Source organism: Natronoglycomyces albus, from assembly GCF_016925535.1.
GTDB lineage: Bacteria > Actinomycetota > Actinomycetes > Mycobacteriales > Micromonosporaceae > Natronoglycomyces > Natronoglycomyces albus.
In genome coordinates, this window is the sequence record NZ_CP070496.1 from 151,155 (window position 1) to 177,658 (window position 26,504).

The following is a 26,504-nucleotide window of genomic DNA, read 5'->3' on the forward strand; positions in this document are numbered from 1 at the left end:
CCTCCTGCGGCCTTGAATCGCATAAGGTTCATAGTTCGGTGGCCTGGTAGAGCCGCGTATGAGGCCGGGGCGGCCACAGTGCGGTAGCGCGCCCCGGCGTTAGACTAGCGTGCTTCGCGTTTTGTCAGGCCGTAATGGTTGCCCTCGGGGTCCTTAAAGGATGCCCACCAACCGCCCCAGAACTCGATCTTGGGTTCGTCGACAATCTCGACTCCGCGTTCCTTCAAATCCGCGACGGTGGCTTCCACGTCCTCGCACTCGAAGACGAGATTGGCCAGTGAACCGATCTGGTCTTCCCTGAATTGGGGCGTGAAGAGGGTCAATTCCACCGCGTCGTCGGGGGAGCGAACTTCGATCCAGCGAGGAGCTCCGGGCGCATCCCCCATTGGAGTATCGAGGATTTCAGTAAACCCCATGGTCTTGGTCCAGAACTCTTTCGCCGCGTCCTGGTCTTTCACATTAAGGCCGATCTTAGAAACACCGATCATACTCATGCCTCCACACTTGTTGTATCGGTTAGTGTCTTTCACAGATTGGCACGCGCGTACGACAATTTTCGGTCAATGGCCACAAACGCATACTGGAAATCCGAGTGAAAACCCAGGCTAAACAGCTAATTCGGCCAAAATTTGCCCATGTGGTCGCATAGGCGACGCCCCCTTTGGCCGCCGCTGTGCTCATGCCACTACCGCGACCAGCCGCCAACCCCATAAGCTATGCGCAGAAACGTCAACGAGGAGTACGGGAGTCGCCGTGGCCGGGTTTCGCACCATGCTCAGTTCCGCCGCCCACCTATGTGAAACGGCGGCGCGTCGGGTGAGCGCGGCCCGCGACGCCCTACACCACACCGGGCAAGCTGACGCCGTGCTCGACCCGCAGGCCCACAGTGCCGAGCAGTCAGTGGCCGCGCGGGCCCGCACCGCTTCGGCCCAACTGGCGAAACACCCCGACTATCTGTCTATCGGCACCGTCAATCTGGCCGGAGGCGAATCGTTCCCCTTCCTGGTGCCCTTCGGGCCCCACGGCCACCTTTGCACCGATGTGGACGGACGAGACGAGAACGTGGCCCACCTGGTGCGCGCCGCCATCCTGCACACCCTCAGCCACTCCTCCGCCGGGACGGTCAAGGTCGCCCTGATCGACACCGCCACCCTCGGGGCCGTCAGCTCACCACTGCAACCCCTAGTCACCGCCGGAGTCATCACCGAAGTCGCCACCGACCCCGGCAGCGTCGAGGTCGTCCTCTCCGCAGCCGAAAAACACATCCGTGAGCGCATCAGCACCCAAGGAGCCGCCGGACCCCTCCTGCTGCTGGCCGTCGCCTCCCACACCGGTCTGTCAAAAGCTCTCCTGGAACGCATATACGCCATCGCTCGCAGCGGACGCGAACACCGCGTCGCCATGATCGGCCTGGGACTGCCAGAACTTCCCTGGGCCACCCGGCTACGCATACCCGGCGACGGCACCGCGCGAGTGGCCAACCCACCGACCGCCCCCGTCACCCAAGGCGACGAATTCGCCGCCCCCGTCCACCTGCACCCCCGCGCCGACAACTCCTACCTCCTGGGCGAATCCCAGCGCTTGGCCGACCGCGCCAAAGCCGCCACCGCCCTCACCTTCGCCGACCTCGTCCCCACCGAACCGAGCAGCCACGACCCCGCCCACGCCCTAGAAGTCCCCATCGGCCGCGACGCCAGCGGCGAAGTACGCCTCCGCTTCGACGACGCCACCCCGCACTGGCTAGTCGCAGGCCGCACCGGCGGAGGAAAAACCGTCTTCATCCTCGACGTCCTCTACGGGCTGGCCTCCCGCTACACCCCCGATGACCTCGCGCTATACCTACTGGACTTCAAAGAAGGCGTCTCCTTCTCCGAATTCACCCCCTCCGAACGCGACGCCACCTTCATCCCCCACGCTCGCGTCGTGGGCGTCGAATCCGACCGCGCCTACGGCCTGGCGGTGCTGCGCCACCTCAACGAGGAAATGACCCGCCGCTCCACCCTCATGAAACGACACGGAGTCTCCGCCTTCAGCGCCCTGCGCGAACACGAGACACTACCGCGCATCGTCGCGGTGGCCGACGAATTCCAAGTGCTGCTAGCCGGAAACGACAAGCTTGCAAGCGAAGCCGTCTCCCTGTTGGAAAACCTCGCCCGCAAAGGCCGCTCCTACGGCGTCCACCTCGTCCTCGCCTCCCAAACGATCTCCGGAATCGAGGCCCTCTATGCGAAAAAAGACTCCATCTTCGGCCAATTCCCCATGCGCATCGCCCTCCCCGGCGCCAAACAGATCCTCGACGCGCGCAACACCGCCGCCGAAGGCATCGGACTGGGCCAAGTCGTCATCAACACCGACGGCGGCCTAGCCGGAGCCGACCGCGTCGTCCGTTTCCCCAACGTCGAGAGCGACATCATGGCGCAACTGCGCGCCCGCCTAGTGCGAGACCACCCACATGTGAGCCCGCCGAAAGTCTTCTACGGCTACCGCAGCGTCCACGTCAACGACGTCCTCGCCGAACAACCCGCCTCACCTGGTGAAGCATTCGTCGGGCAAACCGTCTCCCTCGACCTGTCCCCCGCCCGCTTCACCTTCGACGCCCGACCCGGCCGCCACCTGGCATTCCTCGGCTCCGATCCGGCCGGTGCCGACGGCGTCTCCGCCGTCGCCGCCAGCCTCGGCCCCGCAGCCACAATATGGACCGTCGACTTCACCGGCACCGCCGCCCACGTCGAAGCCCACCGCAGCCTCACCCCCGCAGAGTTCACCCCCGCGCTCGCCCAAGCCCTAGAGACCGGAAACATCCACATCCTGGCCTGGGGTCTCGACGCGGCCGGACTCGACCGCAACGGCCAAACAGCCCTGCGCACCCTCCTCAAACAAGGCCCCGCTCGGGGAGTCCACCTCACCGGCTGGTGGCGAGCCATGCGCCGCTTCATTGACGACACCGGCGGATCAGCCGGTCGGGAAGACGTCGCCGGAAACATCGTCCTCAACCTGCCCGGAACCGAACTGACCAGCCACTTCGGCCCCAGTTTCAGCGACTGGCAACCGCGCGGCGGCCGGGCGCTCTTCATCGACCGGCACTTGGGTGGAACCGGCCAACTCATCGTCCCCTTCACCCGCAAGGAGGTCATCGCGTGAGCGCCTTTGACGACTATCTAACCGCCGTGCGAGAACTCGACACCATGCGGCGAAATCAGGCCGAAACCGAACAACAACGTGCCGGGCAAGCCGCCACCCTCGGCGAACAGGCAAACGCCATCGACGCCCAGGTCGCCGACCAACGAAACGCCATCACCGCCTTGGCGGCCGAAGCGAAAACCACGGTCGAACTCAAAGGCCCCATTGTCACCCCCGGGCAAGACCCACGCTCCGAACTAGCCGCCGCCAGCGCTGACCTGGAGCGCTCCCACCAGACGCTCGCGCAAGCGCGCTGGCTGGCGCATCGGCCGCCCGCGTTGCCCGCCTGGCGGGTCGACGAACGTAACGGCCTCATCTACGGGTTGTGGGCGGTGGTGGCGATCGTCGCTCAGCTGATTGTCTTGCGAACCTCCGGCACGCCTGATGGGATATGGCAGGTCGTGACGCTGTCGGCCTGGCTGGTGGGGCTGCCGTTGGCGGCTTTCGCAGCCGGATGGCTCTCCATTGGGGTGGTGTCACGCCCTCGTCTGGGAGAGCCCGAAAAACTGCAACGCAACCCCAGGCTCGGGCTGGTCATTTGTGCCTCAACGCTGGTTGTGGCCTGCGGTTTGTTCTGGTGAGTCGATAGTCTCGGCGCGGCGGTTATGCCACAGCCAGCCCAGGCCCAGGATCGGTAGCACGAGTGGTACATACCCGTATCCGGCACCGAATTGCGACCACACGGTGTCGGCGGGGAACCAGGTGGAGTAGAAGACGCTGAGCGCGCCCACGCCGATGACGCCGACGAACTCAATCAGGCACGCCCCTGCGGCCACGTTCCAACCGATGGAGCCGCCGCGCAGCATGGCGATGGCGGCCAGGAGATAGATCGCGGCGGCCAGGGCCGAGAGCACGTATGCCACGGGTGCCTCGGAGAATTTGGTGGCGATTTGGTAAGCCGCCCTGACTCCCGCCGAGACGGCGAAGACGATGTAGACAAGCGTCAACAGGCGTCCGAAGCCCGAACGCAGCTGGTCGGTGGTTTCTGCCATGACAGTCCTTAGACGTTGACCTGGTAGTCCCAGATCTGGTTGACGCGCAGCAGTAGCGCGGAGGCAACGAGGCAGCCGATGGCGACGGTGCCGATCCCCCACCGGCTGCGGTCGATGGAGCCCCATACGGCGGCGATGGGCAAGACGAGCATCGCGGTGAGCAGGTAACTGAAGAACAGGGCCTTGCTGTCTCCGGCGGCCGGAATTACCAGCACCAGCGCGGTGATGAACTGGACCACTAGCGCCGCTTCGATCACGCCCAGGGCGATGAAGTGGGTGCGCCCGACCAGCTGACTGCGGTATGTCTCCCATAGCAGGTAGGCGGCGATTCCCAGCGTGAGAGCCTGGATGGAGTAGTACATCCAGTCGATCATGGTGCTCCTTTGGGGCCGCGTTGTCGCTAGACGGCATTGCGGCTGGCCTCGTGCGTGTGCGGTCGATTTTCACACTAATAGGGCCGCGCCCGGGACTAACCCCGGGCGCGGCCTTGAATGTCGCGGCTTACTCGTCGGAGGCGTCTGCGGCCTCGTCGGTCTTCTTTTTATTGCCGAGGAACTTCACCAGCAGCACCCCGCCGATGACGATGATGGCGATGCCGAGGATGAACGCGCCGATGGGGGCTCCGCCGCCTTCGGTGGTGTCTTCGTCGGGCGTGGCGGCCTCGGTGGGCTCGGCGGCTTCGGCGCCATTGTCGTCCTCGTCCGCCGGTGCCGCAGCGGCGTCTTCGTCGTCTTCGGCCACGAGCGACAGCTCATCGGGTACGGCGAGGACTTCAAAGGTGATGGTGTCTTCGACGCGGTGGCCGTCCTGCGACAGGATGCGGTAGGCGAGGGTGTATTCACCGGGCTCGTTGTACATCAGCGGCTGGGTGAAGGAGTTGCCTTCGAAAGTCGGCTCTTCGAGGTCGAGAACGGTCCCTTCGGGGTCGCTCACGGCGATTTCGGTGGAGGGGCCGTCTAGTTCTTCGGAGAATTCGACGGTGATGTCGGCGGGGGCTTGATCGAGGGTGTCGCCGTCGGCGGGGTCGGCACCGGTCATGACCGCGTGGGCGAAGGCGCTGGAGGATGAGCCCAGCACCAGCGCTCCGACGAGGCCAAAGGCGATTAGCAGACGTTTCATCATGCCCACATCATGGCACAGTGGCATGGCTTACAGCGGCAACGATAAAGGAGGTTTAAAACACACTTCTTCACCACTGGTTATCGTTTGTGCACGTAATGCGAACTCGGCTGTTTTTGCGCATTGACGCAGCGTAGAAGTTGTGGTGAGCTTATCGGATGGCTGAACCTATCCGATGGGGTATTTTGGCTACCGGCAACGTTGCCGCCGCATATGTCGAAGATCTGGCGCTTTTGGATGATTGTGAAGTGACCGCTGTGGCTTCGCGGTCGCTGGCGCGAGCGCAAGCCTTTGCTCAGCGGTACGACATCAAGCATGCATTCGATTCTGTGGAGGATCTGGCTGCGGACGAAGAAGTCGACGTTGTCTATATCGCTACCCCTCATTCCCACCACTTCGCCCCGACGGTGACGTGTCTGGAAGCTGGCAAACATGTCCTGTGTGAGAAAGCGTTTGCCCTTAACACTCAGCAGGCCCAGGCCATGTTTGACGTTGCGCGCCAACAGAAACGCTTCCTCATGGAAGCCATGTGGATGCGTTGCAATCCGGCGATTCGGGAGATGCGACGCGCGGTCAACGATGGGGTGATCGGCGAGGTTCAGGCCGTCCACGCGACGTTTTCCATCAACGGCACCTTTTCTCCGGAGCATCGGTTGCGCAATCCGCGCCTAGCCGGTGGGGCACTGTTGGACATGGGCGTATACCCGATCACGTTGGCGCACTTGCTACTTGGCAAGCCCGAATATGTGCAGGCGACGGCTTTGCTGTCACCGGAGCGTGTCGACAAGTACACCGCTGTGACGATGCGCTACCGTCGCGCGCTGGCTCAGTTGAGCTGTTCGTTCACTGGTGGGCCGGATTCGTCGGCGACCATTGTCGGCTCGGCGGGGCGCATTGAGATCAAGTCGCCCTTCTTCCGCCCCAACGGTTATACGTTGGTGCGCGACGGCATGCCGCCGCGTCAGATTGAGTCGCCCTATGTCGGGCATGGTTATGTGCACCAGGCGATGGAGGTGCACCGGATGCTACGCAATAACCAGCTTTCCTCCACTTTGGTCCCTCCAAGCGCGACGCTTGAGGTCATGAAGATCATGGACGATGTCCGCATGCAAATCGGGGTGGAGTATCCCGGCGAGATCCCTTGGCGCTACCGCTTACTGCCTCTAGCGCACGCGGTGTGGAAGTACGAAGCAGGCCAATCTGAGGCCCTATAGGGCGGTTTGCGCTCCTGAGGGACGTCTAACGATGCTTCGAGATCGGTTATTTGCGCTGACGTGTTCCCGGGCCGAGCATTCATCGGTGGCTTATGCAAAAGGTACGTTCGGCATACTCGTCGGCTCGTTTACCTGCGTAAAGTCCGCCTGTTGCGGCCTTGAATTTGCGCTTTTGCAAAAGCCTCATAAACGAACAGTGGGTGAGGGCGAAGCCCTCACCCATTTGCGTGCCTGGCAAACGTAAGCATGATCTGGGCTTACGACAAGCCGCTCTGGAGCAGACAGACTGTGGCCGGGCAGTGAGTGTTGATGCCACAGTGGCGCGCGCTGGGCGTGTGTTCTGCGTCTCGCTTTAGGCGTGGGGTCTGGTTAGTTTGGGGCGACACGCGGGGTGGGTTGGGTTGTGGTGGTTGACTTCTGTGGTTTGGTCCGGGATAGTTTCGTGCTATCCGATGTGGCGGGCTGTTGTCACTGGGTTGGATGTGGTGGTGCGGGTGTGCCTGTGCCGCAACGCCTAGCGCCGGTGCGCTTCTGGGGAGGAGCGCCGCCATCGGGTTCTGTGCGCCGCCGACTGTGGGTCGGTTGTGGTTTCTGGTGGCTCTGTCGCGAAAGCGACAGGCGACACGGAATGTCATTACCGCGAGTGTGGCCCAGCGGGCCGTACGGTTAAGGGCACAGAAAAGCCCCACCGCTATCGCGGGGGTAAAAAACTCAATATGGAATCGGGCGGTCCTCGGACCTTGTTCGCGAAAACACCCCGCGGACCGCCCTCCAGCATCAAGAAACGGAGTTCGTAATGCTACGGACCACCATACGCTTCCGTGCACCCAAAAACGAGTACTCAACACCCATATCTTCACACCTTTTTGACCCGCATTTGCGCAGGCAGATGCGGGTATCGGTGCTGGCTTTGGGCGGTGGGCGATGAGTAATCCACGTGACCTATCGGCATCTGATCCGGTCTACTCAACGTCGTCGCGCTCGCCGCAATCGGATGTTTCGTCGCCGGTGAAGACCACCGGAGATCAAGTCGTCGAGTTCACCTTTGGGTCGGGGCGTTACATGGTCTCCCCGCATCCCGAACGCGGTTCAGCCCTGGCGTTGAACCTGCAAGGGCAATCGCTGGTCATCCCGGTGGCCACGATCGCAGTGATGCGAGGTCGCTTTACTGAGGTGGTGTGGGAGACGCCGTTTCTGGCCCGTTCACCTGAATGGAAGGACGCCATTCTTAACCAGGTGTCACAAAACCTGGCCGAGTCCTTGCTCGGTGATGCCTCATGAGTGGCCCGTTTCCGCGTATCCCGGCGATGCGCTCACCCAACGGTCACCCCATACGTAGCGTCAACGGCCAACCGGCCCCGGCCAATGTCACCAGCAGGCTTTCCAAGCTCGATCTGTTGGGGGCACGCCTGGAGCCGGGCAAGTTCTACGGCCGGTTTCTCTCCGATGGGTATTACTACTACCTGTATGGCTCGTGGATGGGCGACTCTGTTGCTGTACATCGGGAAGAATCCAGGGAGGGCGACCCGGTCGTGCGCGCCTACCTGTTGCCCTCGGGCGCTTGGTGGATTAAGACCCTGGTCTTCGGCCAGGCAGCCTATGGGTTGAAGCGCTTCGCGGACAACTTCACCACCTACGCGGCCGCACACCCGGACCTGTCGGGGTCCTAACCACAACCGGTCGCCACGTGTGCAAAGAAGACTGCACGTGAGCGTTCACCATCGACTTATCGCAGTTCACCGGCCAGGTGAGCAACACGAACGGCCGCTGGAGGTTCGTATATCGCTGTGGTTGGGGTGGCCCTGACAGTTACGCGAACTGTCGGACTAGATTGGCCCCAACGTAACGGCACCGATCCCCGCTGGATAAGACGCCGCGACTCACCGCTCACCGACTGGATCTAGACCAGAGCTGAGCACCGAGAACCGGCCGCGCACCGCAGACGTCAACCAGATCGCAACCTGCCCGCAAAGGCGACTACCGTCGCCTCCACCAGGCGGATGAGGAACCGGTCCAGAAGACATCGCGGGAGCCGTTCTTAGACCAGACGGGCCACAACTCCACAACAACTCAACCCACACAACAGAATCCCGGGCCTATGCGGGTACCGACAGGTTCTCAATAGCGGCGACCGGCTTTTGCGAGTGGTTACCCCCACCGAGCCTCCCCGTCGCCATGAACCCGTCATACGCAAGTCGACCCATCATCGACATTGCGCCACCAGCAGGCACAACAGCGTTTAACCCGCATAACGCCCGGATACTCAGCTCGGCACACGTTAGGAAAACCGGTTGTCATCTGAGTTGTGATCAAACACAGTGGACCCATGAAAAAAGACTACTTTGGCGGCCGCGTGGCCGAGACCTATGACGATGCGCATGATGAGCGGTTCGGGCCCGAATATTTGGAGGCGGAAACCAGTTTCTTGGCCGATTTGGCGGGTGACGGGCCGGTACTGGAGTTGGGGATCGGCACCGGACGTGTCGCCGTACCGTTGCGTAAGCGCGGTGTGAAGGTACACGGCATCGAGCTTTCCTCGGACATGGCAGACCAGTTGCGCGTGAAGCCAGGGGCCGAGGACATCGGGGTTACGATCGGGGACTTCGCTACGGCGAAGGCTCCAGGGACCTACTCGTTGGCCTACCTGGTGTACAACACCATCAACAACCTGACGACGCAGGATGAGCAGGTCGCGTGCTTTCGCAATGTGGCAGAGCATTTGGAACCGGGCGGTTACTTCGTGATCGACGTGGGTGTTCCCTCTTTGCTGCAATTGGCACCGGACCAGACCATTCACCCGTTCACGGTGACGGACGATCACCTTGGCTTTGACGAGTACGACTTTGTCGAGCAGGGCATGACCAGCCACCACTTCTTCCGCGACGGCGAGAACTGGCAACGAAGGTCAATCCCGTTTCGCTACGTGTGGCCCTCCGAGCTCGACTTGATGGCGCAGCTGGCGGGCATGAGTTTGCACCAGCGTTGGTCCGGATGGAACCGTGAGCCCTTTACCGCACAGAGCCGAATGCACGTCTCGGTATGGAAGAAGCCCGAGGCGAACTAAACGGCGGAAGCGCGGCCGCAGCTGCCCAGAACATAACTCAGACAACGCGCTCGGGTGGATCACGCTTCGCGCCCCTTCTGAATCTGGCGCAGCTGCGGACCGCACTTCGTCTCGTCATTCATCGGCGTAGGCATGCGGACCGGATCGTAATCCATACAGGCCCATCGACTTGGTGTGCGCCAACGCGGATTGATAGGTCGAGATTTCCATTGCTGGTGTAGTCGATGAGCCCCCCTTGAGTGTGATTTTCATCGATAACTTTGGCTATCTCATCTTCAAAGTTTGACGGCTCTACGACTTCAATGGTCTCGACTCGTTCCAGGATTGTGTCAACTTCCCGAAACATTTCTTCAGCGCCATGATTCTCGGATTCGAGCTCGTAAAAGACCGACACGAAGTATTGGTTGCCACGAGTTGGTCCCTCACAAGTGATGGTCGATCGTTCCCCTTCGACAATAGTGACGCCTCTGAGAATTGTGGAGCTATCGATGCCGTCTTCGACCATGGTGATGATGGAGTCGGCATGTGCAAGGGCCTCGTCCTGGGGGATTTTTGGTGGAAGTGTCATGAAGTAAATGGATGCGAGGACAGCCACAGTTGTCCAGAACACGCCCCATGCGATTCGTTTGGTCGTGATCATTAGGGCACCCGAGGCCCAAGGTCGGGGTAGGCTCGACCTGCGTTGTGGTCATTCTCGATGTGTTCAGCCCCCACGTCTCCCACGATTACAGCTGCCATGGCCATGATGTCATCGGTGCGGCGTTGGTAGTACTCGCTATGACCGCTGGTTGAAGTGGTCAATTCTGTTCCTCCTGGGAATAGTGGAGAACCTGGATTCGATCCGTGGACGGGTGTGGACGGAACCATGTCCCCCTCAGCCTCCAGGTAGTAAAAGTTCTCCGCACCCACATTGAAGTCTCGGGCGGAGTCAACGGCATCGTTGAATCCTGGCGAACCGGCGACCACGATGGCATCGGCTGACGTAGCTCCGCCCGACTGGTCTCCGTATGCAACGGTTAGCGAGCCGTAGCTGTGCCCGAGCACGGTTTGTCGGACGTTGTCGCCTTGGTTTACGGAGCCCATTCCATCAATGAAGCGGTTGAGGTCGGCCGCGCCATCTCGCGCTCGCTGTGGATCGGGAGCTTGCGCGAGCACCCCGTTGGGGGCATCGTAGGCCAACCACATCACGGCGACAGTTGATTGGTCGGGCGCGTACAGCTGAGCCTCATCGGCGAGGTTCTTGGCCCGCTCAATCTGTAGCTTCGTGCCCTCGTCCACGCTTCCCCACTGCCGATCGGAGTCCGTCCCCGGCACGAAGGTCGCTACGTTGTCGGCCTGATCCGGATCGCCAGTGGCGACGATGACCTGCCAGTCAGACACGCGAATGTTAGCTTCGGTCGTCCCGATCAACCCGCCACCATGCCCGATGGTTCTGGTCTCGTATTCGGCGGGCCGGAACCCGAGCAGCAGGTTATCGCTGTTTGCCATGTCGCTCAGCAGAGCGGCGGCGTCGACATCGTTCGGGTTATTCAGAACATGCTCTTGCAGTACCCGCATGTTCGCGGTGTGCCGGTCGACCGACGGAATGCCATCCAGCCACGCGACCATGTCGGGATCGTCGCGCAGGATCTCATCACGCATATCCTGGGGCAAGCTCGTCCACCATTGGTAAACCTCGTCGGTGGTGGCGTTGCCCGACAGCACATGGTCGAACAGCGCCGAGGAGACGCGGTCGGCGTCGAACTGGCTGCGGGTGCCTTCCTCGATGAGAGTCCGCAACGTGCGATCCGTACCCTCGTCGATCTCACGCATCCGGTCGAGAATCGCCTCGATCTGGCGTGCCCACGACTGCGCGCCGTCGTGGACCTCTGGCGGAATAGCCGCCTCGGCGTAGGCGGCGGTATTAAACCGCACCGAACCGTCCGCGCCGACCAGGTAGCCGCAGTTCTCTGCCGCGTCCACCACCGATCGCAGTTCCAAGGCGCACACGTCCAGGTCATCGCAGGCGTTGTGCAGCGTGCGAGAAATGAGCTCGGCCTCCTCGGCGGCGTCATCGAACCGTCCGGCCAGCTGCTGGGCCCGGGCCCGGGCAGCGGTGGCCGTGCCGCCGTCGAAGACATCCGGGCCGATCTTGCGCATCGCGAACTGACGCAGCTCGTCGCCGGTGTCGCAGTTGTGCCGGGCGAGCTTGTACCAGCGTTCGGCCGCCTCCCGAATGGACTCGACCGAAAGGTCCTTGGCGTAGGCGTAGTCAAGTGAAGTCATCGCGGCCCCTAGTCCAGGAAGTTGTCCCCGTAAACGGGGGCCTGGTCGGATACGGACGGGACCTCATAGCGGCCCGCGTCGGCATGCTGGGCGAACATCGAAGCGGTGAACTCATCCATCGACACCGAGGTCTCCACATGAACGGCCAAAAACATCGCCAATTCCTCGACATCACGGCCGAGCGCGCGATATCGACCGGCCCGCCACGCGTCGCTCAGGTCCCGCAGCGTCGCAGGATGCGCCAGCTGAGCCCCAGAATGATCCGCAGCCGCGCGGGCGCTGGCATCCCATGCGGGTCTACCAGCGGCGTCAATGTCTTCGTGCGTGTCGAATAGGGAGCTGGCAGCACTGTGGACGGCGTCTTCGTCCATGAGATAGTCCGCACCGGCACAGGGGTCTTGCGGTATGAGGTCATCAGAGGGCAGCGTCATAGGCACCTTTTCGAAGTGAGGGGTGAGAAGAGGTGTCCTTAAGTTTAGCGACAATCGCGCACCTGATGTGTCCACGCGATGACAGGTTTCCGTTAGACCCAGCGGGCCTTTCTGGCCGAGCGGCGCAGCACGCGCAACAGGAGCGGGCCGGTCAGCACGATGAGCACGGCCGTGGTGACGGCCCGCCCGATTTCCCACCCGGCGGAGGTGGCCAGCGAGAAGGCGATCAGCCGCCTGAAGTTCTCCGCAAAGTCCGCCCCCGGTTCGTAGGCGAGCGCGCCGGTGGTGATCGCGAAGGGCCAAAACGACATGTTCAACAGCAGACCGAACACAATCGCGGCCACGCAGCCGTAGGCGGCCAGCATGAGAACTTCGGCCCGGTGTCCCCAGCGGGTGCGCGGCTGGCGCCCAGGCAGCAGGCCCGCGCCCAGACCGATGAATGACGCGGCGAGCATCTGATAGGGCAGCCACGGCCCCACGCCGCCAGTGAGTAGGGCCGATGCGAACAAAGCGGTATTGCCCAGCACGAAACCGAAGGCGGGTCCGTAGACCCGTCCGGCCAAAATAATGAGGAAGAAGACCGTCTCCACGCCAGCCGCGCCCGCCCCGAACGGCCGCACGGCCGCAATGACCGCGCTGAGTACCCCCAGCATCGCCACCAGCCGCGCATCCAGGCCGCCGGAGGAAATCTGCGCCAAGACCACGGCGGTCAGCAGCGGCAGCAGCATCGCGAACATCCACGGCCCAATGGTCGTGTCACTCAGGACCGCGCCCGGGGCGACGAATAGCGGCCAAGTGGTGGCCATGAGGCCAAACAGTGCCGCGAACGTCAGCGCGAGACCACCGCGCCAGTCGATGGGAAGCCGAGGCGGGTTCAGCGACTGCGTCGTCAACGGTGTCACCTCAGTGCCTCGCGCACCTCTTCGACGGTCAACCAGCCGGGCAGAATCTTCGCCACCTGCGGGGCGAACATCGGCGAGGCCGCCACCACCTCCCGCGCGGGCCCGTCGGCGACAATCTCACCGTCGGACATGATGGCGACCCGGCTGGCGAACTCGGCCACGAATTCGACGTCGTGGGTGGTGACGATGAGCAGATGCCCGGCGTCGGCGAGGTCGTGTAGACGGCGGGCCAGCGCGGCCTTGGCCGGGTAGTCCAGGCCCCGGGTGGGTTCGTCGAGCAACAGCAGCGGCGGGGCGGCGGTCAAGGTGACGGCAAGAGCCAGGGCGAGGCGCTGCCCTTCGGACAGGTCGCGCGGATGCACCGAGACATCGACCTCCTCGATGAGGTCCTCCAGGATTTTGCGGCAGGTGCCGGCGGGTACGTCGGCGGCGCGGTCGGTGTTGACACATTCGCGTTCGACGGTCTCGGCATAGAGCAGGTCGCCCGGCTCGGAGGGCACCAGGCCCGCGAGGGTGCGCCGCTGAGGTGGTTTCAAAGTGGCGGGGTCGGCCCCGGCCACATCGAGGCTGCCCGCCGAACGCGCCCCGGTCCCCTGCAGTGCCCACAACAGCGAAGACTTGCCGCATCCGTTGCGTCCCATGATGGCGACTCTCTCTCCGCGCCGAGCCGAAAAGCTCAGGTTGTTGACCGCCCGCACGCCCGGGTAGTCCACGGTGATGCCCGCCGCGTCGAGGGCAGTGTCACCGTGGATGACGTCGTCACCCGGCGGTGTTGCGTGGTCTAGCTGCGCGCGCACATCTGCGGCGACCCGCCTAGCCGAGCGGATACTGATCGGCAACGGCTGCCAGCCCTGTTCGCGACCCAGCCGCACCACCGGAGGCGCCACGGGGGAGGTGGCGAGGATGTCGGCGACGGGCCCGTGTGTGACCGTGCGGTTTTGCAGCAACAGCGCCGAGTCGGCGTATTGGACGACGCGCTCCAGCCGATGTTCGGCCAACAGCACGGTGATACCCAGGTCGTGCACGAGGCGGTGCAGCGCCGAGAGCACTTCCTCGGCCGCCCCCGGGTCCAGCGCGGAGGTCGGTTCGTCCAACACCAGGATGCGCGGCCCGGCGGTCAGCGCCGCCCCGATGGCAACCCGTTGACGCTGCCCGGCCGACAGCGTGGCCAGCGCGCGGGTGCGCAGTTCGGACAGGCTCAACAGGTCAACGATCTCGGTCACCCGTTTACGCATCGTCGTGTCGCTGAGTGCGAGCTGTTCCATCGTGTAGGCCAGTTCGAGCTCGACCTCGTCAGTGACGAAACTGCTCAACGGGTCCTGCGGCACGTAGCCCACCAGGTCGGCCAGCTCGGAGGGGCGTGCTCGCGAAATGTCGCGGCCGCCCACGGTGACCGACCCGGAGGCGATACCTCCGGTGAAGTGCGGCACGAGGCCGTTCACGCAGCCCAACAGCGTTGATTTGCCGCTGCCGGTGGGCCCCACGATCAGACACAGCTCGCCCTCTTCGATCGTGAAACTCGCGGCGCTGAACACCGGCGGGGCGAGTTCGTGGTAACGGAAGGCGACATCGGCGAAGGTGATCATGCGGCACTCTCTTCGAAGTTCGACTGCTTAGGTTGCGCGGCAACCACGACCGGCCAAGCCGCGGCCAGGACACCGAGCGCGGCCAGTAGCGGCAGGCTCGGCATTGTGAGCGGGTCGGTGACCGGCCAGACGCCGACCGGGTTCAGCTGCGCGGTCACGATCACGGCCGCCAGCGCGCACGCTCCCGCGACGACGACAGACCATTCGCGCGCCCCAAACGGGTCGGGTCGGTAACGAGTGTGCGGAACCCTCCGGGAGGCAAAGATCAGCCCGCCCACGGCCAGGCCAACCCCCACCACAAGGAGCGTCCACGCCACCGGCGCCGCAGTGGCGGCACTGAGCAGACCGTACGCGCCAATGCACAGCCCAATCAGCCCCGCCAACAGCAAGGTTGAAGTCAAGGCGCGAGACTTCGGCGGGATGTCGGCCGACCGGCCGTACCCGCGTGCCGACATCGCCGCCGCCAGCGCCAGTGCCCGATCTAGCGCCTCATGCAACACCGGGGACACCACGGTGCGCATGAAATGCGCCGGGTTGCGTTTCGTATCGCCGCGCAGCGCGCGGGCCCGGTTGACGCGCACCGTGGAGGCGACCAGTTGCGGGGCCACCGAGAGGGCCACGACGATGGCCACGGAGATTTCGTAGAGCGCGGCGGGCATGGAGCGCAGCATGCGTTTGGGGCTGGCCAGAGAATTGGCCGCGCCGATGCAGACGAGCAGGGTGGCCAGCCGTAGGCCGTCATAGGCGGCGGCGGTGGCCCCTTCGGCGGTGACGGCCCCGCCCAGCCGGAACCCTTGGGCCCATTCGCCAAGCGCGATCGACGGTAGTTCGAAAAGGACAGTGGTGCCGTCGGAGCCGCCGAAGATCAGATAGAACAGCATGCGGATGCTGATGGCGACCAGCCCGATGAACAGGAAAATACGCCAGGCCCCCGACCACGGCTCGTCGCCTCGACACAAGAAAACGACATACCCGGACACGGCGATGATGAGCAGCAGTATCCACGGGTTGACCGTCTGGGAAGCGGTGGTGGCCAACAGCAGCGCCCACGCCCACCAGGCGACCGGATGGAGCCGGATACCAGGGCGCTGGGTGGCTCCCACAGAGGCAGACACCGGGCGGCTCACGACCGTTTCTTAACCGAGCGGGGCCCCGTGCGGCGGCGCATTTGCCAGTACCCCAAAGCGACGATGGCCCCGATGAGAACCAACGCGACCAGCCACGACAGATCCCAAGTGGTGGAGGTGTCCGCAGCCGAGTCGGGCTCGTCGGACTCGTCGGACTCAGCCGGGGCAGCCAAAGCGCGGGCCTTGTCGGGGCTGATGTCGGGTTCGTTCCCGCCGTCGCCGAACACCCACCCTTCGACGCCGGCCGAGGCAGGCACACGCATGGACGCGCCAAAGGAAGAAAACTCCCACTCGTCGCCGTCGGCATGCCAATACGACCAATAGGCGTCGGTGGACGGCGAGGTCGCACAGGTTCCCGCCTCGCCGGGCTGTCCGTTGATTTGACAGATCATGCCCGGCTGACCGGTCACAAACTCGACGGTGAAACCCGCCTGGCGCAACGCGTCGAGACCGGAACTGACCTCACCGGTGGCGCATCCGGCCTCAGGGTTGCCGTCGAAATCAACCACCACGGTCACCCCGTCGCACACTTCCTGCGCCGAGGCGGGCGACGGCCCGGCCGTGACGCCGGTAAGCAACAGCGTTGAGCACAGCAGCGCCGCAAAAGCGGTACGAAGAAAAGTGGTGGCCACAATAGACGCCTTCACAGTCTCGGTGGGCGGTACTGAGGTAGACGCAAGACGATGTCTCACCGCAGCAATGAGGTTGGCTCAAGGCATACCGACCCGTATACCGGAAGCCGAAGGCTGAGGCCTCCGTGAAAACACAGCGACCTCAGCCCAGGGATGAAACTACTTGTCGCCTTCGCTCGAAGCGGCGGCGTTCTTGCGGGACTTCAGAATCACGCCAATGGCGATCAGAACCAGCACAGCGCCGGCGGCGAAGATCGCCCACAGCAGCCAGTTATTGCCGTTCTCGTCGTCGGATTCCACCGCGGAGTCCACGTTGGCGTCGTTGCCACAAGAGAAGTTCGGAGCGGTCGCCTCGGCCCCAGCGGCGTCAACGTTCACCAGAGTGGAGCCACCCAGCAGCAGCAACGAGTCGGCGGTGGCCTTGTCACGGGCGCCTTCCATCCACGCCTCGGACTCGTCGGCCTGGAAGCGAATCGCACCCACATTGGCCTCATCAGAGCAGTCAACCTGCAACGATTGCAGGTAGTCGCCAGCGCTGGCGACACCGTCGGTCAGGGCTTCGACGTCATCGGCGCCGGGCACCGTGACGATGGCGAGCAAGGCTTGACCGGCCATCGCCGTGGAGTTGGCGTTGGCGCCGAAACCACCGTCGACTCCGCCGTCGTCGCCTTGCAGACCGAGCAGCCACGCACCCGATGCGTTGAGCGCATCGAGGGCGTCGTCGTGGTCGCCGTCGGTCGTGGCTAGCGCGGCGGCGGCGATTCCGGTCGTGTCGGGGTCACCGAAACAGCCGTCGTCGGTGATGCCTTCGAACGCGAACGAGCCGTCGTCGCACTGTTGAGCCACGAGGGCGTCAACGGCGGCGTCGATGTCGGCGGCCACGTCGGCCCCGGCGATAGTGGAGGCGTGGTGTAGACCCAGCAGCGCCCATGCGTTGCTCAAGGTCGCGCCGTCTCCGAAGGAACCGTCGTCATCTTGTGCCTCGGACAGGTCGCCGACGAGGTCGTATCCACCGAAGTCGGTGATGTCGCCACCGGCGGCGGCTACTGCTAGCAGTGTCTTACCGGCGGCTCCGGCTTGCAGGTCGCCCTCTTCGCCTTCGAGGTACGCGCCGAGTACGTCGGCTGAGTCGAGCCAGCCGAGCGTGGCTTCGGTCTGCTCGGAGCCGTAACCGGCGGCCATGAGCCCGATGACGGCGTCTAGAGAAGCGCTTTGGCTGGCGGCGCCGTCGACCTCCCAAGCTTGGCCGTCCTCTGCGCTAGCTTGGCTCAGCAGCCATTGCCCGGCAGCTGCGGCGGGGTTGGACAGGGCGTCCTCGCCGTCGGTTTGCGCCGCAGCGGGCGCGGCGAACGCCGAGATCATGGAGAACGAGAGCACCCCGGTGGCGGCTATGGCGGCGGAGCGTTTGGCTGACGCACCGACCTTCTTCGAACAGATCTGCATGCCTGACCTTTCATGTAGCGAAGTCTGGGCAGGCGGGAAGGTGAAGCCGCGGCGCGGCTGTCTTCCGACCTGTAGACCACGACAGGCGGTAGGGACTGGTTGAGAGCAAGGCGGGTTTTCGGGCTCACGCGGGGTGATCCGGGCGATGGTCTCACCTGGGAGGCCATGTGGGCGAGAGTCTGCGCGTACGCGCGGCGACTCCAGGTGAGACACATGTGGCTCGGCCGCGACTACCGTTGCGGGTCAGCGCCGGCCTTTGACCGGACTTCCCCCGCGACTTGCCGTCATTTAAGTTTTCCTCTTCGCAGCGTAACCGGTGTAATGCGACTGGGGATGGCAGGGACGCTCCGCAGTGAGGTCGCCCGGTGGCACAACTGGGTTCAGATTGCTGCTTTTCATAATTTTTCGGGGCGTAACCGGCGGGGTATTTGTCGTAAACAGGCAGAAAGTGGAACTTATTCGTCACTGTCTGCCTTTCGGGTTATTGACCTGTGTGACCGGTCCCGATAGCGTCCAATGCATGGATCACCCCACCACGAGTGACAATGACACTGCGCTGCACATCGCAATGGAAGTCTTTCAGCGCCAAGGCTTCGAAGCCACATCAATGTCCGACCTGGTCGCCGCGACCGGCATGAACCGGGCCAGCCTCTATTCCACCTTCGGCAGCAAACACCAGCTGTATTTGGCCGCGCTCACGTACTGGCGCAACCGAAGCGAAGCGCAAGCCCACGCCGTCATGGGTGCCGACGACGCCTTTTTCGACATGTTGGCCAACGTCCTCAAGGTCGTGGCCCGGCAAGCGCGCGAAGGAAACCTTATGGTCAGCGCCGCCGTTGAACTGGCCGCCGGAGACCCGTTGACTTCCCGCCGAGTCCGTGAAACCTGGACTAAATCCGAAGCCGACCTCAAACGAGTACTCCATCAGGCCAAAGCCACCGGGCAGCTATCGGCCTCGGTTGACGTCGAACAACTGGCCCGCACCATCCTGGTGTTCCTACAAGGTATGTACGTCGTCGGTCGGGTCGAAGAAGAGGAAGGCTGGGTAGCCAGCGCCGCGCAGGGAATACAGGCGCTTTTGAAAGGAGCCTGAGGCGGCAGGGTAACCGGCTCACTTTGTCAAAATGCCCAACCGCTCGACCATGAGTTCGTCGAATAGCTCATCGCCCAACGTCCACGGGTCGTAACCGGCGTCCTGACACGCCAAGTCCGCATCCGACAATGCCCACTCCTGGCCCGCGAACTGCTGCAACTGCTCAAAGTGTTCGGTGGACAACAAGCCCTCAGCGGTAAAGCCATCCCACTGACCCAGCTCCTGCTCGACAATGCGCTCTCCGGCCTCGCGGTAAGCCTGGTAGATCTCATCGGCCTGCACTTGGAAGCTGTAGCGCACCAGATGCGGATCATGGGCTACCTCATGCCCCAGCTCCTCGCTGAGACACTCGTTCCATCCCGCAACGTGCTGCCGATAATCCGCGTTGGCGTCGATCTCTTCGCGCACCTGTTGCGCGGCTTCCTCCCATTCTTCGTGGGAATACTCCAGCATCGTCAACGCGGACAAGCCGAAGGTGGCAAAGGCCTGTTCGTCACATGCGGCCGCGAGCGAGAAGTAGCCCAGCTGGTCGGCATCGCTCATCGCGTGAAACTGGGCGTCGGCGGCTTCAGCCGCGGCTTGCGCGCGCATCTGAATCGCGGTCTTTTCCACAATGACGGTCGCGACGCCGTAGGCGTACTTCTCTTGGAACTCGCGCGAGTCCTCGGCCAGTTCGGCTTCCAAGTCGAACCGGCCCGACAGGGGAAGATAGTCGAAGCCTTCCGCGCCGATACAGTCAGCGAGGAAAGCCTCATATTCGGAGGCGGGCTGCGTCTGCCTTCGCTCCAGCTCAGTGCTTTGGATGTCACTATGCTGCGTGGCCTCCTCACTCGGGCCAGCATCGGCGGCCTCCAGCAGGTCGCAACCGGTGAGCGAAGACGCGAGGAGCCCGGCCACCACTATGGCGGCCGGGCCTCGGAAAGTCATGAACGAGCGCACTCCCTCAAATCTATCGGCTCATCATGAAACGCCCTCAGGTGCCTGTGGGGGCTGGTGCCCGCGTCAGCTTGCAACCAGGCACCGAACCGGGCGGGCTACACGGCGAAGATCTCCCCATCACGGACCTCGACATCCACCGGCGTCAACCCCTCGGTGGCTGGACCGTTGAGCAACTCACCATTGACAGAGAACTGAGAACCGTGCGCCGGGCAGGTCATGACGCCGTCGCCATCGGGCGCGTTCACAGCGGTGCCCTGGTGCGGGCAGGTGGTGCTGAAGCCCTCGAACTGGCCCGGTTCGGGCTGGACCAAGGCGATACTGCCGATGATGATGCCACCACCGACGGGGACCTCATCGGTCGAAGCCAACGGGGTGTCAGGGTCGGCATCGTCGGCGGTATTCGCGCCATTGCCGGAGTTCTCGGAGGGTCCGGAGCCGCACGCGGCGAGCACGCCGACCGCACCGAGGCCAAGCGCGCCACACATGAGGCCACGTCGGCTGGCAAGGAGCGAACGGGCCACCCTGGCCCCCGGCGCGGCGGCCTCGCTAGAGAGAGCAGACGTCTCGGTGGTGTCGGCTGTGTTTGCTGAATCCGTAGTCATAGCCTCGTTTATATCCGACCATGTCGATGGAACCAAGCGCGTTGGCGCAGCTCACGAGCCACCAAAAGGGCGCGAATAGAGAATGTCGAGGTGAGGGACTCAGAGCCGGCAAGACGGAACATTCCGTGGCAATCCCGACCCATCCGTGGCGATGTCAGCATCGAATACAAGGCGGGAGCGGCAGGTGGAGTGTCCCCCGGCTTGCCGCTCCCGCTTGAAGTCTTCCTCTTACTTCAATCCCATGCCCCGGGCGATGAGCATCCGCTGCACCTCGTTGGTGCCTTCGCCGATCTCCAAGATCTTGGAGTCGCGCCAGTGGCGGGCCACCAGCGTCTCGTTCATGAAGCCGTAGCCGCCAAAGATCTGGGTGGCCGCGCGGGCGTTCTCGACCGCCGCGTCCGAGGCATGCAGCTTGCACATGGCCGCCTCGTCCTTATACGGCTTGCCCGCGATCGCCCGCTCGGCCGCGTCGCGCCAAGCCAGGCGGGCGGTGTAGGCCCGCAGTTTCATATCGGCCAGCTGGAACTGGATCGCCTGGTTTTCGCCGATGTAACGCCCAAACGCCTTCCGCGTCTTGGCGTAGGCCAGGGCCTCATCGACGCAGCCTTGCGCCATTCCCGCCGACAGCGCGGCCAGCATGATGCGCCCGTTGTCCAGCAGCTGCAGGAACTGGGCGAAACCCTTACCGCGCGGGCCCAGCAGGTTCTCTTCGGGAACCCGGCAGTTGTCGAAGAACAGCGGGCGGGTGTCCGAGGAGTTCCAGCCCACCTTCGAATACGGCTTCCCGACCGTCAACCCGGGCGTGCCCTTGGGGACAACGATCGCCGAGATTTCCGGGCGGCCGTCCGGGCGCTCCCCGGTCACGGCCGTGACGATGATCAGCTCGGTCAGGTCGGTGCCCGAGTTGGTGATGAAGCACTTGGCGCCGTCGATGACCCACTCGCCGTTCTCCACCCGGGCGCGTGTCTTCGTCGCGCCCGCGTCCGAGCCGCCTTCGGGCTCGGTCAGGCCAAACGCGACGAGCCCCGGCTGGGTGGCGATGCGAGGCAGCCACTTTTTGCGCTGGTCGTCGGTGCCGAAGTGGTAGATGCCTTCGGCTCCGAGCGTGACCCCGGCTTCGACCGTGACCGCTAGCGACGAGTCCACCTTCGCGATCTCCTCGATCGCCAGGCCCAACAGCATCATGTCGCCGCCGGCCCCGCCGTACTCCTCGGGCAACGTCACGCCGAAGACGCCCAGTTCTCCCAGCTTGCGGACCAAGTCAGTGGGGAAGGTGTGGTTCTCGTAGTTTTGTTCTGAGACGGGCCGGACCTCTTTGTTCACGAAGTCGCGCACGGCGGCGGCGAAGTCGCGCTGGTCGGGCGTAAGCCGGAAATCCATGGTGTGCTCCTTTGCATGGGCTGTCCGAAGGGTTGCTTCTGGCAGGCCTGGAGGCTCATGCAGGTGAACACCTGCGGGGCCTCGTCGTTTACCGGTCAGGGTTGTCTAGACCGGGGTGATCGGGTGGCGGCGGTCGCCGAAGGTGCGGTCCTTCTTCGCCGCGTGCGCGTAGCGGGCGATGAGGTCGCCTCGCAGGTGTTCGGGCTCGACAATGTCGTCGATGATCAGCTCGGAGGCCAGTCGCAGCAAGTCGATGTCGGTCTCGTACTCGTCCCGCTTGGCCTGCACGAACCGCTCCCGTTCCTCGGGGTCGGCGATGTCGGCGATCTTCTTGAAGTACACGGCGTTGACGGCGGCCTCGGCACCCATGACGGCGATTTTCGCCGTCGGCAGCGCTAGCGTGGCGTCGGAACCAAACGCCGGGCCCGCCATCGCGTACAGCCCGGCGCCGTATGCCTTCCGCACCACGACACAGATCTTGGGCACGGTGGCCTCGGAGATCGCCGCGACCATCTTCGCCCCGTGGCGGATGATGCCTGCCTTCTCCACGGCCGAACCGACCATGAAGCCGGGCACGTCGGTGAGGAACAGCAGCGGCACGTTGAACGCGTCGCAGGTGTTGACGAATCGGGCGGTCTTGTCGGCCGAGTCGGAGAACAGCACGCCGCCCTTGACCCCAGGGTTATTGGCGACGATGCCGATGGCCTTGCCGCCTAGGCGGGCAAAGCACGTGATCAGCTCTCCGGCCCAGTTCTTTTGGATCTCCAGCACGGAGCCTTCGTCGACCAGCCCGGTGATGTAGTCGTGCATGTCAAACGGCGTCGATTCGGCCTCGGGCACAATGTCACGCAGGTTATAGCCGGGCTTGGGTAGCTTCGCCACCGCCGTGGGAGGCTGTTCGCGCCAGTTCGACGGAAGGTAGGAAAGGTAGCGACGCACGTTGGCGATCGCCTCGTCCTCGTTGCGGCACAAGAAGTGCCCCACTCCGGATTCCTCGCAGTGGACTCGCGCGCCGCCCATGTCGTTGAGGGTGGTTTTCTCGCCGGTCACCATCTGCACCATGCGGGGCGAACCCAGGTACATCGACGCGTTGCCGTCGACCATGGCGACCACGTCGCAAAAGGCCGGAATATATGCGCCACCGGCAGCCGAGGGCCCGAAGAGGGCACACGCCTGCGGGATCTGGCCCGATGCGCGCACCTGCTCGTAGAAGATGCGGCCCGCGCCCCGGCGACCGGGGAACAGCTGCACTTGGTCGGTGATGCGCGCCCCGGCCGAGTCGATGAGATAGGCGATGGCGATCTGCTGGCGCTGCGCGTGCTCGATGGCGCGAATCATCTTCTCGACCGTCCGCGCGCCCCATGATCCGGCTTTGACGGTGGAGTCGTTGGCGATCACGACCACTGGGCGGCCTTGCACGGTGCCGGTGCCGGTGATGACGCCGTCGGCGGGTAGGCCCTTGGCGGTGTTGTTGGCGTATGCGCCGTCTTCGACGAACGAACCAGTGTCGACCAGTCGCCGGATGCGCTCGCGCGCGAAGTATTTGCCGGAGGTGGCGGCGACTTGGTGGTACTTCTGGGCTCCGCCGCGCTCCACGCGCTTACGCACCTCAGCCGGGCTAGGGGCGGCGGGCTTGGCTGGGTTGGAACCGTTCGCGCGCTCAGCGCTTGCACCGGACTCCTGTTTGGCAGGCGTTGACGCGCTTGCCTCAGTGTCTTGGCTGGTGACGGTGTCCTTGGTGTCGCTCATCGCGATTGACCTCACTTCGGTGTGCGGCCGACAGGGGCATACTTGTTCCCTGAATTCTCTCAAGGTGCCTGCTCGTCCGATGGATATCAGGAACCTTAACGATCGTTAAGGGAATGTGGGTTCAGCTTAGCCCAACCGCACGGTAACCCACAAGGTAGGGGCCGGTCAGTGCCAGAATCTTCACTCCGCGCAGCCGCGATAGCGCCCAAGCGGGCCAGCGGACACCATGAGCGCAAACGGGCAAGTGCATTGTAGACGAACAAAGCGCGAATGTGACCCTATAAGTGGACAAAAATATGCCCCTGAGCAGCGAATTGACGTGAAATCTCCGAATGCGCAAAGATTCTTGAAAAAGATCGTCAACCATGCATCTCTATGGCCTCCCCGCCGCGTCGTACTGACAGACGACTTGTCGCCGCGCTGCGAAGGACAACTTCACGGCCCGGCCCACACGCTTCACTCGCTGATTTATCAACAATCAGCTCGCCTAAGCCAGGTGGTGGTGAACAAGGAGGACGTCGAATAATCGTGAGGGTGCTTTCGACGTGTTCATCCCAACTGGCTGGGCCCCGATCGAGTGGGGACGGCAAGGAGCTGGCATCGCCAACCTGTGAGGGGGTGCAGCACCTCGGTGCTGCGCGAGGCGAAGCCGCAGGAGAACGTTTGAATTGCGTCGCGAACTCCTGGCTCCAGCCGTCCTCGCTCGATCCGTTTTCCAGCGCGTGTCACCGCACCCCCATACGGTGATCGCGCAGGCTCGCAGATTCCGCCCGGGCCACCGCCGCCGCTAGACTTGAGGAAAGCACACGCAGCGGAGGTGAAGCGGTCCATGTCAATGGCGTTGGTCGGAATCATTATGGCGGTCGCTTTCTGGCTTTATGCCGTCATCGACGTGCTCACGACCGAGCCCGACGACTGCAAAGTCCTGCCCAAGGGAATCTGGGTTGCCATTGTGGTCCTGGTGCCGAAGTTCGGCGGTATGGCCTGGTTCCTGATCGGACGTCCGCGCAAAGACCCGTTCGACCCCGATGCTAGAGCCGAACGCATCGAACGGATGCGCAACCGGATGCGCCTCAACGACGATGCCCCCATCGATCCAGCCCAGGAACGCCGCCGCGCCCAGCGCGAAGCGCTCGAAGAAGAAATGTTCCAACGCCGGTTCCGCCAGCGCGTCGAACAACAACGCAAAAAGACCCGCGACGAACAACCCGACTGACGTGAGGCCGGGGCCGCGCATCGGCGACAAACACGCCTTTGGCCCGCAGCGGGTAGCCCTCTCGCGGGGACGCGCCGCTTTTCGGGTCACCGAGCGGCTGTCTAGACTTACCTAATGTGCCCACCCGCGCCGTGGGGGATGTATCGACCATCCACGCCGTCCGGCTACACCCCAGACGTCATCGTGCTTGCCCTGCTTGTGGCGCTCTCGGCAGCGCTGACATGGCCCTCCCCGGTGGTCGAACTCGACATAACCGCCCGAGACTTCTTTTACGAAAACCGCACCGAGACCCTGACGTTTGCCGCATCGATCCTAGTAAAACTGGGACAAGGCGGCTTCCTCGGTTTCGTGGCGCTGTTCGCGGCGGCCTCGTTGGCACGCAAGCACTTCACGATTCGGCCGATGGTCGCGTTCATGTCCACGCTGCTACTGGTCGGCACGGTCATGGTCCTCAAGTTCGCGACCGGGAGAATCGCTCCGGAGTGGACGCACGACGACTCGGGGGTTCCCCCGTTCGCGCTGTTCGACCAGGTGTTGTTGTTCTCGGACCTGGAACGCACAATGTCGTATCCATCGGGGCACCTGGTGAACGCCGTGGTCTGGTATGGCCTGCTCGTTCTGTTGCTAGGGGAGCTGATGAGGCCGTGGATGCGGTATGCGCTGATTATCGTGCCGCCGATCGCGGTCTTTACCTCGATGATCTACCTGGGCTGGCACTGGGTTTCCGACTGCGTCGCGGGGCTCCTCATCGGCATAGTGATCCTGCGGCTAGTCAAACGAACCCCGTGGGAAACGATCCCCCTGCCGACCTACATTGAGCCGAGGGTCTAGCTGCCCCAGTGCGAAGATCCAAATGTGAAACTGCGGTCAGGTGTCGACAATGAGTGCCAGTTTCGGATATCGCATCTCTCCGGAGTGGCTAGCGTGGACCTGGAGTCGCTTAAGTACGGTGCTTTGATGCAGCGAGAATGTGAACTGAAATTGGCCCTCGAACGCGCAGAAGTTACGGAATGGCGCGACAGAGTCGAAAGTCTTCCCATACCCCAAACTGACCAACGGCGTGAGATCGACTTTGTCCCCGACACGCCTGGTTTCGACTTTCGAAAGGCTGGCCTGCTGCTGCGCTGTCGAGAAGTGCGGCGAGTGGGTACTGGGCCCGATATCCTCGTTTCTTTGAAAGTGAAGCGCTGCGGTGGCGGAGTGGTCCAAGACAACGACGAGTACGAGTTTCTAGTCGGTGACTCCGATTCGCAAGAGTCCTTTAGCCAAATGCAAGTTATCGTGGAACGTTGATTGAGTTTGCGGCTCAGCGACCGATTGCGAGAACCTGAAGGTTTGCACGATTGGCGCGAAACGTGTCTACGTGAGCACAGGCTAACCACCATGCGAGCCTTCATCGAAAAGCAACGTGACGTCTACTCAGACAAGGTCCACGAGATTTGTTTCGACCAGTTCGCGGAGCCTGTCGGCCACTTTATGGAACTTGAGGCGAGGAGTTCTGAGTCCCTTCAGGCTCTCGTCGGTCGACTGGGCCTTGCGGCCTCCGCCATGGACCCGCGACCATATGGCC

The 26,504-nt window shown here is 63.4% G+C and carries 26 protein-coding genes; 10 read left to right on the forward strand and 16 right to left on the reverse strand.

The features are described from left to right. Positions 1-104: 104 nt before the first annotated feature. On the reverse strand, positions 105-488 hold the full coding sequence (locus JQS30_RS00595; protein ID WP_213171485.1) for a VOC family protein: 384 nt from the start codon (positions 486-488) through the stop codon (positions 105-107). 265 nt (positions 489-753) lie between these two features. Here JQS30_RS00595 and JQS30_RS00600 point away from each other — a divergent pair, with 265 nt between their 5' ends. Together JQS30_RS00600 and JQS30_RS00605 are read left to right on the forward strand one after the other, a co-directional pair. After that, a complete protein-coding gene (locus tag JQS30_RS00600) occupies positions 754-3,141 on the forward strand; it encodes an FtsK/SpoIIIE domain-containing protein (protein WP_213171486.1) in 2,388 nt (795 codons plus the stop codon). After that, positions 3,138-3,761 (forward strand): hypothetical protein, encoded by a 624-nt coding sequence (locus JQS30_RS00605; protein WP_213171487.1) that lies wholly within the window; start codon positions 3,138-3,140, stop codon positions 3,759-3,761. Before JQS30_RS00600 ends, JQS30_RS00605 begins: the two co-directional genes overlap by 4 nt. On the opposite strand, the gene JQS30_RS00610 is transcribed toward JQS30_RS00605, so the two are convergent. From JQS30_RS00610 to JQS30_RS00620, 3 genes are all read right to left on the reverse strand, one after another. Beyond that, positions 3,726-4,172: a hypothetical protein gene (locus JQS30_RS00610; protein WP_213171488.1), complete on the reverse strand. Its 447-nt coding sequence runs from the start codon at positions 4,170-4,172 to the stop codon at positions 3,726-3,728. The genes JQS30_RS00605 and JQS30_RS00610 overlap by 36 nt on opposite strands. An 8-nt stretch (positions 4,173-4,180) precedes the next feature. Continuing rightward, positions 4,181-4,546, reverse strand: a complete 366-nt coding sequence (locus JQS30_RS00615) for a hypothetical protein (RefSeq protein ID WP_213171489.1) — start codon at positions 4,544-4,546, stop codon at positions 4,181-4,183. Between the two features lie 127 nt (positions 4,547-4,673). Next, positions 4,674-5,294 carry a copper resistance CopC family protein gene (locus JQS30_RS00620; RefSeq protein ID WP_213171490.1) on the reverse strand — a complete coding sequence of 207 codons (621 nt, stop codon included), beginning with the start codon at positions 5,292-5,294 and terminating at the stop codon, positions 4,674-4,676. A gap of 155 nt (positions 5,295-5,449) precedes the next feature. On the opposite strand from JQS30_RS00620, the gene JQS30_RS00625 reads away from it, so the two are divergent. The 4 genes from JQS30_RS00625 to JQS30_RS00640 all read left to right on the forward strand — a co-directional run bounded on the left by JQS30_RS00625 (position 5,450) and on the right by JQS30_RS00640 (position 9,569). Further along, on the forward strand, positions 5,450-6,505 hold the full coding sequence (locus tag JQS30_RS00625; protein WP_213171491.1) for a Gfo/Idh/MocA family protein: 1,056 nt from the start codon (positions 5,450-5,452) through the stop codon (positions 6,503-6,505). A 924-nt stretch (positions 6,506-7,429) separates the two neighbouring features. Beyond that, positions 7,430-7,786 carry a hypothetical protein gene (locus tag JQS30_RS00630; RefSeq protein ID WP_213171492.1) on the forward strand — a complete coding sequence of 119 codons (357 nt, stop codon included), beginning with the start codon at positions 7,430-7,432 and terminating at the stop codon, positions 7,784-7,786. Next, entirely contained in the window at positions 7,783-8,175 is a 393-nt protein-coding gene (locus JQS30_RS00635; RefSeq protein WP_213171493.1) for a hypothetical protein, read from the forward strand. Before JQS30_RS00630 ends, JQS30_RS00635 begins: the two co-directional genes overlap by 4 nt. A 656-nt stretch (positions 8,176-8,831) precedes the next feature. Continuing rightward, on the forward strand, positions 8,832-9,569 hold the full coding sequence (locus JQS30_RS00640; protein ID WP_213171494.1) for a class I SAM-dependent DNA methyltransferase: 738 nt from the start codon (positions 8,832-8,834) through the stop codon (positions 9,567-9,569). A gap of 118 nt (positions 9,570-9,687) precedes the next feature. Here the strand turns inward: JQS30_RS00640 and JQS30_RS00645 are convergent, their stop codons facing one another. The 8 genes from JQS30_RS00645 to JQS30_RS00680 all read right to left on the reverse strand — a co-directional run bounded on the left by JQS30_RS00645 (position 9,688) and on the right by JQS30_RS00680 (position 17,955). Next, complete coding sequence (locus JQS30_RS00645; protein ID WP_213171495.1) at positions 9,688-10,209, reverse strand: hypothetical protein; 522 nt, start codon at positions 10,207-10,209, stop codon at positions 9,688-9,690. Then, entirely contained in the window at positions 10,209-11,834 is a 1,626-nt protein-coding gene (locus tag JQS30_RS00650) for an alpha/beta hydrolase (protein WP_213171496.1), read from the reverse strand. Before JQS30_RS00650 ends, JQS30_RS00645 begins: the two co-directional genes overlap by 1 nt. Before the next feature lie 8 nt (positions 11,835-11,842). Next, positions 11,843-12,265, reverse strand: coding sequence for a hypothetical protein (locus JQS30_RS00655; protein WP_213171497.1), 423 nt, complete (start codon positions 12,263-12,265; stop codon positions 11,843-11,845). A 92-nt stretch (positions 12,266-12,357) separates the two neighbouring features. Next, on the reverse strand, positions 12,358-13,167 hold the full coding sequence (locus JQS30_RS00660) for an ECF transporter S component family protein (protein WP_425498830.1): 810 nt from the start codon (positions 13,165-13,167) through the stop codon (positions 12,358-12,360). Next, entirely contained in the window at positions 13,164-14,753 is a 1,590-nt protein-coding gene (locus JQS30_RS00665) for an ABC transporter ATP-binding protein (protein ID WP_213171498.1), read from the reverse strand. Before JQS30_RS00665 ends, JQS30_RS00660 begins: the two co-directional genes overlap by 4 nt. Next, positions 14,750-15,880: a CbiQ family ECF transporter T component gene (locus JQS30_RS00670; protein WP_246497981.1), complete on the reverse strand. Its 1,131-nt coding sequence runs from the start codon at positions 15,878-15,880 to the stop codon at positions 14,750-14,752. The genes JQS30_RS00665 and JQS30_RS00670 overlap by 4 nt, the downstream gene beginning before the upstream one ends. Further along, a complete protein-coding gene (locus JQS30_RS00675) occupies positions 15,877-16,512 on the reverse strand; it encodes a hypothetical protein (protein ID WP_213171499.1) in 636 nt (211 codons plus the stop codon). The genes JQS30_RS00670 and JQS30_RS00675 overlap by 4 nt, the downstream gene beginning before the upstream one ends. Before the next feature lie 159 nt (positions 16,513-16,671). Then, positions 16,672-17,955, reverse strand: a complete 1,284-nt coding sequence (locus JQS30_RS00680) for a hypothetical protein (protein WP_213171500.1) — start codon at positions 17,953-17,955, stop codon at positions 16,672-16,674. Between the two features lie 520 nt (positions 17,956-18,475). Between JQS30_RS00680 and JQS30_RS00685 the strand changes: the two genes are divergently transcribed. After that, the gene (locus JQS30_RS00685; RefSeq protein ID WP_213171501.1) at positions 18,476-19,048 is read left to right on the forward strand and encodes a TetR/AcrR family transcriptional regulator; all 573 of its coding nucleotides are present in this window, start codon (positions 18,476-18,478) and stop codon (positions 19,046-19,048) included. A gap of 18 nt (positions 19,049-19,066) precedes the next feature. On the opposite strand, the gene JQS30_RS00690 is transcribed toward JQS30_RS00685, so the two are convergent. The 4 genes from JQS30_RS00690 to JQS30_RS00705 all read right to left on the reverse strand — a co-directional run bounded on the left by JQS30_RS00690 (position 19,067) and on the right by JQS30_RS00705 (position 23,718). Beyond that, on the reverse strand, positions 19,067-19,975 hold the full coding sequence (locus tag JQS30_RS00690; protein ID WP_213171502.1) for a hypothetical protein: 909 nt from the start codon (positions 19,973-19,975) through the stop codon (positions 19,067-19,069). 107 nt (positions 19,976-20,082) lie between these two features. Then, positions 20,083-20,589 carry a QcrA and Rieske domain-containing protein gene (locus JQS30_RS00695; protein ID WP_213171503.1) on the reverse strand — a complete coding sequence of 169 codons (507 nt, stop codon included), beginning with the start codon at positions 20,587-20,589 and terminating at the stop codon, positions 20,083-20,085. A 228-nt stretch (positions 20,590-20,817) separates the two neighbouring features. Beyond that, the gene (locus JQS30_RS00700) at positions 20,818-21,969 is read right to left on the reverse strand and encodes an acyl-CoA dehydrogenase family protein (RefSeq protein ID WP_213171504.1); all 1,152 of its coding nucleotides are present in this window, start codon (positions 21,967-21,969) and stop codon (positions 20,818-20,820) included. A 105-nt stretch (positions 21,970-22,074) separates the two neighbouring features. Further along, the gene (locus tag JQS30_RS00705) at positions 22,075-23,718 is read right to left on the reverse strand and encodes an acyl-CoA carboxylase subunit beta (RefSeq protein WP_213171505.1); all 1,644 of its coding nucleotides are present in this window, start codon (positions 23,716-23,718) and stop codon (positions 22,075-22,077) included. 829 nt (positions 23,719-24,547) lie between these two features. Here JQS30_RS00705 and JQS30_RS00710 point away from each other — a divergent pair. The 3 genes from JQS30_RS00710 to JQS30_RS00720 all read left to right on the forward strand — a co-directional run bounded on the left by JQS30_RS00710 (position 24,548) and on the right by JQS30_RS00720 (position 26,227). Continuing rightward, positions 24,548-24,934 (forward strand): PLD nuclease N-terminal domain-containing protein, encoded by a 387-nt coding sequence (locus JQS30_RS00710; protein ID WP_213171506.1) that lies wholly within the window; start codon positions 24,548-24,550, stop codon positions 24,932-24,934. A 114-nt stretch (positions 24,935-25,048) separates the two neighbouring features. After that, positions 25,049-25,765 carry a phosphatase PAP2 family protein gene (locus tag JQS30_RS00715; RefSeq protein WP_213171507.1) on the forward strand — a complete coding sequence of 239 codons (717 nt, stop codon included), beginning with the start codon at positions 25,049-25,051 and terminating at the stop codon, positions 25,763-25,765. A 24-nt stretch (positions 25,766-25,789) separates the two neighbouring features. Further along, positions 25,790-26,227, forward strand: coding sequence for a CYTH domain-containing protein (locus tag JQS30_RS00720; RefSeq protein WP_213171508.1), 438 nt, complete (start codon positions 25,790-25,792; stop codon positions 26,225-26,227). The last annotated feature ends 277 nt before the right edge of the window (positions 26,228-26,504 follow it).